The sequence below is a fragment of the Mycobacterium sp. E3247 genome, from assembly GCF_001667785.1.
In the GTDB taxonomy this organism is placed as follows: domain Bacteria; phylum Actinomycetota; class Actinomycetes; order Mycobacteriales; family Mycobacteriaceae; genus Mycobacterium.
In genome coordinates this window covers 15,313-27,851 of record NZ_LZJG01000184.1, presented here as the reverse complement: position 1 = coordinate 27,851, position 12,539 = coordinate 15,313, and the positions used below count along the sequence as shown (strand labels likewise).

General features: G+C 59.1%; 9 protein-coding genes. 3 read left to right on the top strand and 6 right to left on the bottom strand.

Annotated features, from left to right (window positions below; all coding sequences use genetic code 11):
• Positions 1–436 precede the first annotated feature (436 nt).
• The gene (locus A9X04_RS29610; RefSeq protein WP_082974907.1) at positions 437–865 is read left to right on the top strand and encodes an MmpS family transport accessory protein; all 429 of its coding nucleotides are present in this window, start codon (positions 437–439) and stop codon (positions 863–865) included.
• Positions 862–3,738, top strand: coding sequence for an RND family transporter (locus tag A9X04_RS09735; protein WP_082974904.1), 2,877 nt, complete (start codon positions 862–864; stop codon positions 3,736–3,738). The genes A9X04_RS29610 and A9X04_RS09735 overlap by 4 nt, the downstream gene beginning before the upstream one ends.
• A 68-nt stretch (positions 3,739–3,806) precedes the next feature.
• Here A9X04_RS09735 and A9X04_RS29605 read toward each other — a convergent pair whose 3' ends face one another.
• The 6 genes from A9X04_RS29605 to A9X04_RS09705 all read right to left on the bottom strand — a co-directional run bounded on the left by A9X04_RS29605 (position 3,807) and on the right by A9X04_RS09705 (position 10,914).
• Complete coding sequence (locus tag A9X04_RS29605) at positions 3,807–4,271, bottom strand: GNAT family N-acetyltransferase (RefSeq protein WP_156764296.1); 465 nt, start codon at positions 4,269–4,271, stop codon at positions 3,807–3,809.
• 229 nt (positions 4,272–4,500) lie between these two features.
• Positions 4,501–5,376 (bottom strand): SAM-dependent methyltransferase, encoded by an 876-nt coding sequence (locus tag A9X04_RS09725; RefSeq protein ID WP_067919760.1) that lies wholly within the window; start codon positions 5,374–5,376, stop codon positions 4,501–4,503.
• A gap of 36 nt (positions 5,377–5,412) precedes the next feature.
• Positions 5,413–6,576: a bifunctional glutamate N-acetyltransferase/amino-acid acetyltransferase ArgJ gene (gene argJ / locus A9X04_RS09720; RefSeq protein ID WP_082974902.1), complete on the bottom strand. Its 1,164-nt coding sequence runs from the start codon at positions 6,574–6,576 to the stop codon at positions 5,413–5,415.
• A complete protein-coding gene (gene speB, locus A9X04_RS09715; RefSeq protein ID WP_231985689.1) occupies positions 6,563–7,594 on the bottom strand; it encodes an agmatinase in 1,032 nt (343 codons plus the stop codon). Before speB ends, argJ begins: the two co-directional genes overlap by 14 nt.
• On the bottom strand, positions 7,584–8,969 hold the full coding sequence (locus A9X04_RS09710) for an asparagine synthase-related protein (protein WP_255396484.1): 1,386 nt from the start codon (positions 8,967–8,969) through the stop codon (positions 7,584–7,586). The genes speB and A9X04_RS09710 overlap by 11 nt, the downstream gene beginning before the upstream one ends.
• A gap of 223 nt (positions 8,970–9,192) precedes the next feature.
• Positions 9,193–10,914 (bottom strand): thiamine pyrophosphate-binding protein, encoded by a 1,722-nt coding sequence (locus A9X04_RS09705; protein WP_231985687.1) that lies wholly within the window; start codon positions 10,912–10,914, stop codon positions 9,193–9,195.
• A 384-nt stretch (positions 10,915–11,298) separates the two neighbouring features.
• Here A9X04_RS09705 and A9X04_RS29600 point away from each other — a divergent pair, with 384 nt between their 5' ends.
• Positions 11,299–12,192, top strand: coding sequence for an SAM-dependent methyltransferase (locus A9X04_RS29600; RefSeq protein WP_082974900.1), 894 nt, complete (start codon positions 11,299–11,301; stop codon positions 12,190–12,192).
• Positions 12,193–12,539: the final 347 nt, after the last annotated feature.

The window sequence follows — 12,539 nt, the reverse complement described above, 5'->3', positions numbered from 1 at the left end:
GAAGACCCACCCGCTTCTGGCGATGCGCGCTTCTGTCCTTCAGCGAGAACTGGTCACAGGCCGATCGGGATTGGGGCGCACAACACTGAGTACCGGCTTCGTACACTAGCTAACGTTTCCGTTCAGCGACAAGCACTGGTATAAACAGCGGTATGTCCAGGCGCAGACGCGAACCAGTGTCGCCCCAATCCCGATCGGCCTGTGACCAGTTCTCGCTGAAGGACAGAAGCGCGCATCGCCAGAAGCGGGTGGGTCTGGTTGATCGCCGCGTCAATCTCTGCGGTGGCCTAAAGGTACATGGATAAACGCACAATCTCAGACACGTTCAGAAGTTCCGGTCCAAACCCCGGGTAGCGGAAACCCTCAAGGTCAGGAAATCATTGGTCCCACACTGTAGATGCAACCCTGTGGGCGGCCGGCGGAAATCCCTGATGAAATGACCGGCCTTATCAAACGCATCTGGATTCCGATCGTGATGGCCATCGTGATAGCGGTTGGAGCTGTTAGTGTCTCGCGGCTGCATAAAATTTTCGGCTCAGATCAGCATGCTTCGGGCGGGAGCAGCGCTGACGGAATTGTTGCTTTCAATACCAAAAATGTTATCTACGAGGTCTTCGGCCCGAATGGCGCGACAGCCACCATCAATTACCTTGATGCTAATGCCCAACCTCAAGAAGTCGATAACGTGACGATACCATGGTCAATGCGGATCGAGACGACGCTCAGTGCGGTTGTAGCCAACGTGGTAGCCCAGGGTGACAGTGAACGTCTGGGCTGCCGTATCACCGTCAATGGTGTTGTCCGCGATGAACTTACAGTCGAGTCGCACAATGCCGCGACCAGCTGCCTGGTGAAGTCCGCATGAGAGGCGAACCTGACGGCCGGCGACTGATTGCTGCTGGCCGGATAATCCGGTGGCTGGCGCTGCCGGTCATTCTGTTCTGGATAGCGCTCACCGTGGTCCTGAATACCGTGACGCCGCCGCTCGCCGAAGTTGCTGGAACGCATAGTGTCTCGTTTAGCGCTCGCGATGCACCGTCCTTGATCGCCATGAAGCGAATCGGCAAAGATTTTCAGCAGTTTAGTTCGGACACCATGGCGATGGTGATGCTGGAGGGTCGAGATAAGCTGGGTGACACCGCGCATCGGTTCTACGACACCCTGATCACCAAACTGTCTGAAGACAAAGCTCACGTCGAGCATGTCGAGAACTTCTGGGGTGACAGTTTGACGGCGGCGGGTTCACAGAGCACCGACGGTAAAGCCGCCTATGTTCAGTTGTACCTCGTCGGTGATCAAAGCAGCGCGGTGGCCGACGACTCCGTCGCCGCTGTTGAGCACATTGTAGAGAACGTGCCACCGCCGCCGGGGATCAAGGCCTACGTGACGGGCCCGGGCGCGCTGAATGGCGATACCCGCACCTATGGCGACCAAAGCCTCGAGAAGATCACGATCATCACCATCATCGTGATCGCGATCCTGCTACTCATCACCTATCGGTCACTGACAACTGCTGTGTTCGTGCTGTTTACGGTCGGCATCGAGCTGCTCGCGGCCGAAGGTGTGATTGCGACTCTCACCAACGACAACGTTATCGCCGTGTCCACGTTCGCTGTCAATGTGCTTGTGGCACTGGCGATCGCGGCTTCCACCGATTACATCATCTTCCTAATCGGTCGCTATCAGGAAGCACGTGCGGCCGGTCAGGACCGAAACGCCGCGTACTACGTTATGTTTCGGGGGACGGCCCAAGTAATCATTGGATCGGGGCTGACTGTTGCCGGCGCGATGTACTGCCTGAGTTTCACCAGGCTTCCGGTCTTCAACACACTAGGGTGGCCATGCTCCATCGCGGTGCTCGTGGTGATTGCTGCCTCACTGACCCTCGCCCCAGCCGTCATCGCCGTCGCCAGCCGGTTCGGAGCATTCGAGCCCAAACGGAAGGTAGAGACAAGGCGCTGGCGTCGGATCGGCACTGTCGTTGTCCGATGGCCCGCCCCGGTATTCATTGCGGCGGTGCTGGTGTCGATGATCGGACTCGTTGCCCTGCCGAGCTATCAGACCGGCTACGACGGTCGGTTTTATTTGCCCGCCGACACTCCGTCGAACATCGGTTTCCAAGCATCGGACCGACACTTCTCACCGGCCCGCATGGAGCCCGAACTTCTGATGATCGAAGCCGATCACGATCTGCGCAACCCGACCGACATGCTCGTTCTAGACCGGGTTGCCCGGGCGGTCTTCCACACGCCTGGCATCGCGCGGGTGCAAAGCATCACTAGGCCGCTCGGCTCTCCGATCGACCACAGCTCTATTCCATTTCAGCTCAGCGCGCAAAGCGCCATGACGATCGAAAATCTCAAATATCTGCGAGATCGCGTGGGCGACATGTCAAAAATGACCGAGGAGCTGCAACGCATAATCGATATCTCGTGGCAAATCGAAGGGTTGTCGAGAGAGCTCACCAACGTGACGCATGGCATGGCGGGGGACACAGGGCAAATGCAGGACAACGCCAACCAGTTGCGCAACCACATCTCTGATTTCGACGACTTGTGGCGCCCCATGCGAAGCTACTTCTATTGGGAGCGTCACTGTTTCGACATTCCGATCTGTTGGTCGCTTCGTTCATTGTTCGACGGAATCGATGACGTCGACAACCTCAGTCAGGACGTCACCAACTTGGCCCGCAGTACCGATCAACTCGACAGGCTCATGCCGCAGATGCTCGTGCAGTTACCGCCGTTGATCGCAGCAATGCAAACTGTCAAGGATCTGGCCCAGACGGCGACGAGCACCTTCTCTGGGTTGATCACCCAGATGGACGCGCTAACGCGCAACGCGACCGCGATGGGACAAGCCTTTGACGGTGCCAAAAACGACGATTTCTTCTACCTTCCGCCCGAGGCTTTCGACAATCCGGACTTTCAGCGAGGTCTGAAACTTTTCCTGTCGCCCGACGGCAGCTCGGCGCGGTTCATCATCACCCACAAGGGCAATCCTGCAACGGCTGAGGGCATCTCACACATCGACCGCATCAGGCAGGCTGCCGACGAGGCAATCAAGGGAACCCCACTGGCCAGCGCCAACATTTATCTGACCGGCACGGCGTCGACCTTCAAGGACATGCACGACGGCTCGATGTACGACCTAATGATTGCCGCGGCCGCGTCGCTGTGCCTGATCTTCGTCATCATGCTCGCTATCACCAGAAGTGTGGTCGCCTCGTCGGTCATCGTCGGGACGGTCGCCTTGTCGTTGGGCTCCTCTTTCGGATTGTCGGTGCTGATCTGGCAGCACATGTTGCATATGCCGCTGCATTGGCTCGTGCTCGCAATGGCCATCATCGTTATGCTGGCTGTAGGATCGGATTACAACCTCTTACTGGTCGCAAGATTTCGGGAAGAAATTTGGGCGGGCCTTAAGACGGGAATGATCCGATCGATGGGCAGCACTGGGGCGGTCGTGACCACCGCCGGGCTCGTTTTTGCGTTCACGATGGGCGCGATGGTGACGAGCGATCTGCGCGTCGTTGGCCAAATCGGCACCACAATCATGATCGGCTTGTTGTTCGACACCTTGGTGGTTCGCTCGTTCATGATGCCCGCCGCTGCGACACTACTGGGACGCTGGTTCTGGTGGCCGCACCGCGTTCGTCACCATGCCGTGTTGCGGGCGCGCTCAACGTCTCGCATCGAGAGGCCGACCTCTCCTCGATCTCGCCCGTGGCATGAATAGCATTCGCCGGAACCTGTCTGAACGCTCATTCGTTCAACCTACAGCGGCGGGCCGATGCGTCGTGTTGATCAGATGTCTGACGCATCCATGTAGAGCGGATACAGTGATGGGCCGCCGTCAGGGAGTCTGATTTCGTCGCCGATCCGTTTCATTCCCATGTATTGCCACAGGAGCATGCTGGACGGACTGGACGCTTCGGTGTACCCACCAGTGCCTTCGGCCCTAAGCCTTTCCCTTATTCCCGCCTCGGCGCGCTTGACAAGTCCCGACTTCTGCATAGCTGGAGTTATCGCGGCACAGACCACGTAAAAATGCGGCGGAAGGTCCTGAGGATGGCGTCTGTCAAGCTCTTCCATGAGTATGCGCACCCTGGGGCCGCACGGCCCGACACTGTCCTGCAACAGGTCCAAGAAAGCTGCGGATTCGTCTTCCGAAGGAAGAGAGCATGTGGCGGGCAACCAAGTGATCACTCCTTGATACCCGGGTGTGTGTGCGACGATGCCACCTTGAGTGAGAAGCCTTTGAGTGGTCATCGCAAAGAATGTATCGAGTATCCGACCTCGCTCTTGTGTGTCCGGGGGTATCGCCCAGCAGGTCACGGGATCTGTCGAGAATGCGGAAGATAGTGTCGCGGTAGCTGCTTCGATGTCGGGATTCCGACTTACCGAGATGAACGAGTCATGCGACTTTCCCGATGAGGTCATCGGCGCTCCTGTTCCCCGTTGTGTGCTCCGTGACGATTTGTGGGTTAGGCCAATCGTCTTACTTGCTGAAAGAAGCAACCTTGGTCAGGCGCGCTATGGCCACCCAGTTGCCCCGTCCCGAGTTCTGGAAGTCGTGGTTGTTCGCAAGTCCGGTCAACGCGCGAAGGTAGGCTGGCATGCGTCCCCACCGTGCGGCCATCTCCATCTCCGATGCTGCCTCATCGAGTAGCCAACCCCCGTGCTCATGGAACATCCTGAAACCCGATGCGGGAGCTACGAACCCGAGACCAGCCTTGTCGAGCCGGCCTCTCATCACCAGCCGTAGCGTGCGCATCGCCGTCCGCGAATACACATCGGTTATCCACCAAGCGACTGGCCCCGCTGACAGTAGGCTGGACAGTTCCTTTACCTGGTCCGTGGTCAGGTACGCGAGCACGCCCTCGGTCATGACGAGTGCCTTGTGGCTCCCTTGGAGGGTCTCCTCCAAAAGATGCGTCCGCACCTGTGGATCCGAAAGGTCCGCGCTGACGCGGCTCAATTCGCAGTTCGGATGCACTGTTTCGAGTTGGCGCGTCTTCTCGTCGATGATGTCCGGTAGGTCCACTTCGACCCATTCGAGATCTTGGGGGAGCTGCAGCCGGAAGGGGCGGGTGTCCATGCCGCACCCCAGGTTGACCACCCGATCGCAATCCCGCCCGACTACGTCGGTGATCATTTTATCGATGATGGCTGTTCGGGCGATAATTCCGGATGCGGTGAGGACGCGGGCCAAGTAGGGGAAACCGTTCGCGATTTCTGCGCCACGGTCGCCCGCCAGCAGTTCTGAGAAGGGATCAGCGAATAAGGCATCCGGCCGCCTAGTCTCTTCTGCGCGCACCGCGGCGACCCATCTGGCAGTGTCGGAGACCTTTTCTACTTCAGCCGGTTTGCTCATGCAAAATCCTTATCGAAGGCGAGGCGCATCAGGATTTCAAGTGGTGTATTCCGCGTTGATCTTGACGTATTCGGCGCTGAGGTCACATCCGAACGCTGTGAAAGATGAGTCGCCAATACCCAGGTCGACGTGTATGTCCACAGCACCAAGCTGGAGGTGCTGTTGTGCCTCGTGGAGTGCGTTTGGCGAGTCAGTATGCGGGTAGAGGAGGGTGTCTCCGAACCGTATCTGCACGAGATCTGGACGGATGCGAGTGTCGGTGTCCAGCTTTCCTATCGCCATGGCCACCCGTCCCCAGTTGGGATCCGCCCCGTGGACTGCGGTCTTCACCAGCGGTGAGTTCACCACTGACTTGGCGACGGCCCTGGCCTGGCTTTCGTCAGCCGCCCCCGATACGTGAACCTCGATGACTTTCGATGCTCCCTCTCCATCAGATGCGATGGCGCGGACCAGTTTTAGTGCGGTTTCGTTGAGGGCGGCCTCAAATTCGTGCGGGTCGACAGGCCCTGCCAGTCCATTGGAGAAGATAGAGGCAGTATCGCTGGTGGAGGTGTCGGTGTCGATGCTCAGAGCGTTGAACGTCTTCGCGACTACTCTTCGGAATACCGCGTCGAGGCTGTCAGCAGGAACGTCGGCATCGGTGAAGAAGAAAGCCAGCAGGGTGGCCATATTCGGCTCCATCATCCCTACTCCCTTGGCGATACCGGTTATTACACTCTTTCCTGCCCGGGCTGAATACAGCTTAGGGCGGGTGTCGGTGGTCATAATCGCAGTGGCCGCGGACAAAAAATCTGCGGTCGCGAGCGGAGTCTTAATCGCGGAAAGTCCGTCGCGCACTTTATCCATGGGGTATCGCACCCCGATGACTCCGGTGGAAGCGATCACCAGCTCGTCAGGTGTTATGCCGGCAAGTTCGGCTGTCCGCCGTCTGACCTCGACGGCGTCGTCCCAGCCCGCTTCTCCGGTGGCGACGTTCGCATTTTTGGAGATCGCGACAAAGCCCCGGGCCCGACCCGGGCTGGGAATCGCACGGCTAAGAAGAACGCTGGGTCCGGCGAATCTGGACTGGGTGAAGACCGACGCAGAACGTGTGGGAGTCTTCGACACCACCACTGCGAAGTCCGCACTGCCGTCTTTAATGCCCAGATTCGATGTGGCGCTGACGAATCCGGCGGGGCTGATCAAGTCAACCGTGCTCACAGAGAGGTCCTTCGCTTGATATCGATGCGGAAATTATTGGCTCCGCGGACGACTGCCGCCGTGCATATTGATATAGCAGTTCTGCGCCGATTTCGGCCGCCAAAAGCGCGGTGATTCCGCTCTGGTCGTACGCAGGGCACACCTCCATCACATCGCCGCCGATAAAGTCTAAGTCGCCGACAACCCGGAGCAAGCGCAGAACCTCCCGGGAAGTCAGCCCACCGGGCGCCGGTGTGCCCGTACCTGGGGCGAAAGCAGGATCGACGACGTCGACGTCGACGGAGACGTAGAGGGGGAGCGCGCCGACTTTGTTCCGCACCATTTCACAGCAGACCTTGACCCCGACGTCATCAAACTCTTCCGCAGTCACGACCATCACGCCATTGCCGCGCGCATAGGCCAGCGAATCGGCGGCTGGGGTGTGTCCTCGCAAACCGATTTGGATGAAGTGTGCGGGATCGACCAATCCCTCCTCGATAGCGTGGCGGAACGGCGTCCCGTGGTGATAGACACCTCCGTATACGGGCGGGTAGGTGTCGCTGTGCGCGTCCAGATGCAGTACCGCAAGCTTGCCGTGTCGGCTGAACGCGGCCCGCATACCGGCCAAAGTTAGAGAGTGATCCCCTCCCAGCATCAGGAATGAAGAGTTCTCAATGGCCAGCGCGCCGAGGCCCTGGGTGGCCTGAGCGATGGCGGTCTCCATGGAAAACGGTGAGATGTCGATGTCGCCGCCGTCCACCACATCGAGGAGATCGAAGACACCAGGTCCGCGCTCTATGCCCACCCCATGCAGTAGCACCGACTCCGCTCGTATGGCCTGTGGACCGAATCTGGCTCCCGGCCGGTAGCTGGTCCCGCCGTCGTAGGGCGCGCCTATTACGACGATGTCCTTGCCGACCGGGCCCGGAATGTGGGGCAGCCGCATAAAGGTCACCGGCTGCGCGTACCGTGGGGACTTCTCCACATTGATTCGTCCGTTGTAGCCGGAAGCGTGTGTGCCGGTCAATTCAGCGGGCACAGCCGTACTCTTCCACTAGTTGATGGAGTGACAAGTCGTCCGGATGCCGGTCGTCCAGAACAGTTTCGCGGTAGATGCGGGAGACGATCACGCGCTTGGCATCCATGGTCTTCTCTCGAGGGATCCCGTTGCAGCGCAGCAGCTCGGTGAACGCGTCCGAAACCCCTGTGCCTTCATGTATCCCCGTCTTCGGTCTCCTGATGGTCGATTCCGGCAGCAGGTCTGCCATCGCTTCGCGCAGTACCCACTTATCAACCCCATCTTTCTTCTTCAGCCCCGCTTCTAGCGAAACGAGCAAATCAAGTACGTCTCTGTCCCAAAACGGGTGGGTGGACCAGTGTCCGGAAGCGCCCGATAGCGCCGGGGACATCTCGTTCAGACCATCGAACGTGCTCATGTCCTCAAATATCGCGTCCTCAAGAGCTGACAATTCGCGGATGCCCCGATGCATTCCTCCGAGAGGGATATCTGCTCCGTATCCGGTTATAATTCGCCGCGCCCGACCCTGCAGTCGCCGATACAGGGACGTCAGGGGCAGCAGGTATTCCAGGACCGCTGGGTCGGAAGCCTCACTTGCCCATACCGCCCACGGGATCTCGTCTAGCAGCTCGTCCGTTTTGACGATGAGCTCCGTGTGTGTCGAAGTTGGGTGGTACCTCGCGACGTGGTCAGCCACATCCCTCGCAGCGGAGAATTCGTCTCTGAGATCGGTTCCCATGGAAACGGTATCGACGCTTCCAAATAGCTGTGCTGTCAGCGCCGACACCGCGCCGGAGTCGATGCCTCCGGATAGGACACAGGTGGGAGTGCTCGTGCTGCCGGCAACCCGTACTTGGACTGCGTGACTGAGCTGCTGGCGCAGGCGCTTTACAGCTTCCGATGGGACCGGTGACACACGGTGTGGCTGCGGCGACCAGGTACGGATCGTCCGCAACGACCGCATGTCTGAGCTCACGTCCAATGACAGAGCGGTTCCCGCTGGGACACGAAGAATACCGTCAGCAATTGGTACTAACGGCGCGCCGTCTATCCGACGACGCCCAGTTGCGGATTGCTCCCGGGAGCTGAGGGCTTTGATCTCGGTTGACACGGAGATGCCGCAGTCCGTGGCCTTGATATATACGGGCACGCTGCCCGCATGGTCGGTGGCTATTGTGAGCCGCGGCCCATCACCGATGACGGCCGCGTAACGGCCGTTGATTGAGCGAAATGCGTTGAGACCGTGGCTCTTCATGCTCCCCGACAGGAGTTCTGCATCATCGCTGAAGCTGTCGCCTTCCACCGTGCGCGACAGTTCGTCGCGGTTGTAGATTTCCCCGGCCATTATTACGATACGGCCGCAGTCCGACAGCAGCTGAGCAGGCTGAAGGCCCATACCGGCATTGAGCAGAACACACCATCCCGTCCAAGTCTGGTCCGTTGTAGAACCCCGGATTGATGCCAGCTCGCCGCTCGTGGCGAATATGGGTGGCTCACCTCCGGGCGCCCGTGAGGTGTGGAAGCTGATGTCGACTCTGAAGGCTGTGATCATCTGGTCCTAGAATCTGGTTGGCGACATTCCTCGCCCCAGCTCGCTGGGTACGTTCAGCGGCTGAGCGTCATATGCTTAGCGCTCCGAATCCCCCTGGACTGAAGTCGTAGGAGATTGGGACCTCGATAAGGAACGGTCGCCGTCGGCTGACTGCATCCTTCAATGCTTGAGCGAGCCCAGACCGGTCAGTAGCGTGGGTGCCTTCGACACCGTTAGCTTCAGCGAGTTTGACGAAATCGACTGTCCCAAACTTGGTGACTGGAGGATGGGTGCGCCCGTATCCGATGTTCTGGTACAGCTCTATGAGTCCGTTGGTGCTGCTATTTGCGACGACAACAACCACAGGGAGGTCGAGGCGAGCTAGGGTCTCCAAATCGGCGCTGTTGGAATGAAATCCGCCGTCTCCGGCGATGACGAACACCGGCTCGTCAGGCCGGGCCATCTGTGCGCCCATGGCTGCGGGGAGGCCGTAACCGAAGCTGCTGCATCCGGCCGATGTCAGAAATCCGTATGGCTGATGGGCTCGGGCGAAGATCACAGCATAATGCCGGAAGAATCCGATGTCGCTCACAAACGTCCCCTGCCCGTCGCTAGCGGCGCCGTCCAGACAGGTGTTCATCTCGCTAATGACCTGGTGAACCCGCATCCCGTCCGGGTACACAGTGTCGTCGGACAGCAGCCCATCCATCCGAGCTTTCAATGAGCCAATGTCGCGCACCTTCTTGGCAGAAATATGGGCGCTCTCGGCTGCGACCGCCTCAATAACGTCGGAGACATTCCCGACTATGTCCAGGTCGGGGCGGAAGACACGTGGCACCGGGTTGGCGGTCGGGGCGATTCGCACCACCGTCTTGTGTTGACCATGGTTCCACATTGACGGGCGGAGATCCTCTGAGTAGTCGTATCCGGCTGCGATGATCAGGTCAGCTGGGCCAAATAGAGTCTCCAATGCCGGGAAACTGAGGATCCCATCCATATACCCGCTCACAGCGCCGAAGTTCAGCGGATGGTCGTGCGGCAGGATTCCTTTCGCGGTGTACGTAGTGACTACGGGGATATTCAGTGTCTCCGCCAGCGCCCTCAGGGCGTCGGTCGCACCCGAGCGGATTAGCGACGCCCCGACGACCAGCAGGGGACTATTGGCAGTCTCAAGCAGCCGGGCGGCCGCGGCCGCCCCCGTCCGCCACTCGGAGGACATTGTCGATAGCGGGCGTTGCGGCAGCTTCGGCGGCTGGGGCGTGTCGTTGATGCTTTGCTTGCCCGCTGAGGCGAGAATGTCCACCGGAAGGCTGATAAAGCTCGGGCCAACCGGTTCGGTGAGTGCCGCAGAAAGTGCGGTGTCCACCAAATCGATTACATCATCAGGTCTTTGGAGTTCTGCGGCAAATTTGGTGACCGGTCTCATGATCGAGACGCTGTCCAGACACTGGTGCGTCTCGTTCGGGAAATAGTCGTACGACTCGGATTGGGCGCTCATCGCCAACACAGCGCTGCGGTCCAACCCTGACGTAACCACGCCCGTTAACAGGTTGGTCATGCCGGGGCCAAGGGTGGCAAAACACGCTTGGGGACGCCCGGTGAGTCGCGCCAACACATCTGCCATGACGCCGGCCGTGAACTCATGGCGAGTGAGAACAAACTCTAGTCCGTCTACCTCATCGAATCCGATTGCTGCCGCCTCCCTCCCGACGACGCCGAAGACTTTGTTGATGCCATGTGCTTTCAGCCGCGAAAGCAACATCGCTGATGCGTTATCTCCTTTGGAGCGGTCCGCGGAAACACGGGACACCGTTTTCTCCTTAATCGTTGAGTGTGGAGCGGTGAAAGACAATGCGAGAACCTTGCCGCGTCGACCTTGCAGGAATGCACATCATCATCCGATCAACCCAATTTGCCGCATTCGGGGTGACCGGTGCCGGCTGACGCTAGCAGCCCGATGAGATAACTTGCAACCCAAGGGGTTTCAACGGGCCATGCAGCGGCGTCCCGTCCACGTCGTTAACCGTCAACTCGAAAACCCCAAATTTTCAACGCAAGTAAACACCATACTCGCTGCTTCGTGAAGTCCGCGTAGGCAAAACACCCGGCGCGACAAACACACTGAACGACTGCGTTGGAAAGAGTCGACCAGCCTCGCCAGCAAGATCAACCACCTACTCGCTATCGTCGCGCTATGAACAATCGACGCCTCGACGACACACCAAGCTTCACAGCCCAGGTCAACGCCTGGCAGCGGGCCGCAGAGTCAATACAGCCGCTGGGTCGACGATTGTTGAATGATCCCCAAGCTCGTTGGTTCGTCAGCCATCCCGCACTATCGGTAACGTTGGCTCACCCCAGGATCGCGAACTTCGGTATTCGATTGCTGGATCTGTATTGTGGTGGGCTCCATGCGCACATCGTGCTGCGCCGACGCGTCGCTGATGAGCTGTTGGACTCCTCTATCGAGTGGGGTATTAGCCAGCTCGTCCTACTAGGCGCAGGATTTGACACCACTAGTGAACATGTCGCGAGTCGGGATATCCTCGTCTTCGAGGTCGACGCACCGACGACGCAACGTGCCAAACAAGAGATCCTCAAACGACGTTCCCGCTCGTTAGAGAATGCGATATGGGTACCTTGCGATTTCGAGCACGACGATCTCGTGCGCTTGCTCACCGCAGCAGGATTCGATGTCAACGCACCATCGCTTGTCGTGTGGCTTGGGGTTACCTTCTACCTCACCGCAGCTGCACTCGACGCGACATTCGATCAATTGCGCCGAATCTGCGCCCCGGCTAGTCGCCTGATAGTCGACTACGGAGATCGCGATATTGTCGGCCACAACAGCACCCGCCCGACCGTCCGGCGTGTGTCACGTTCCGTTACGCGCCGCGGCGAGCCCTACCGAACCGGTATGACGGCGACGGAAGTGGACGCTCTTCTCCAGCGTCACGAATTCGAAACGACGACGCACCTCCGCGTGCCAGAGCTTTTGCGACGGTACGACCCCGGCAACAAGCGCCGGCTATCCCGAGGTGACTATCAAGCGATCTGCATTGCAAGCCGCAAACCAACTGCTCCGTAACCGAGACACCGTTAACCCGCGGGGCAAGTCAGCACTGGCGGTGGAGCCGTTCTATGTGGTTGGCGACTGGTCGGAGCAACCTCTGACCATCGCCGAGCATATCTGCGGCCGGTGGTGGCATGCATTGCTCGACCCTTGACGGTGGTGCCAGCGGCAGTGCCGCGGGTGCAATATCCATCGATGTTCCCAGGCGGCATGACAGCGGACCTACAAAAACGGCAGGATTATCAGCGAAAAGTATTCCGCTGCAGAATATTTGGCGTACCTGGATCTCAACTCACGATCAGCTCTGATCCGGTGGACTACAGTCCCTGCCAAGGATGTGGCACCATTTGCACCACAATGCG

What these genes read in the sequence shown, in the direction of transcription:
- A9X04_RS29610 (WP_082974907.1), top strand. Translation starts at nt 437, where the DNA reads ATGACCGGCCTTATCAAACGCATCTGGATTCCGATCGTGATGGCCATC.
- A9X04_RS09710 (WP_255396484.1), bottom strand. Translation starts at nt 8,969, where the DNA reads ATGGGCCTTCAGCCTGCTCAGCTGCTGTCGGACTGCGGCCGTATCGTA.
- A9X04_RS09735 (WP_082974904.1), top strand. Translation starts at nt 862, where the DNA reads ATGAGAGGCGAACCTGACGGCCGGCGACTGATTGCTGCTGGCCGGATA.
- A9X04_RS09725 (WP_067919760.1), bottom strand. Translation starts at nt 5,376, where the DNA reads ATGAGCAAACCGGCTGAAGTAGAAAAGGTCTCCGACACTGCCAGATGG.
- A9X04_RS29605 (WP_156764296.1), bottom strand. Translation starts at nt 4,271, where the DNA reads ATGACCACTCAAAGGCTTCTCACTCAAGGTGGCATCGTCGCACACACA.
- A9X04_RS29600 (WP_082974900.1), top strand. Translation starts at nt 11,299, where the DNA reads ATGAACAATCGACGCCTCGACGACACACCAAGCTTCACAGCCCAGGTC.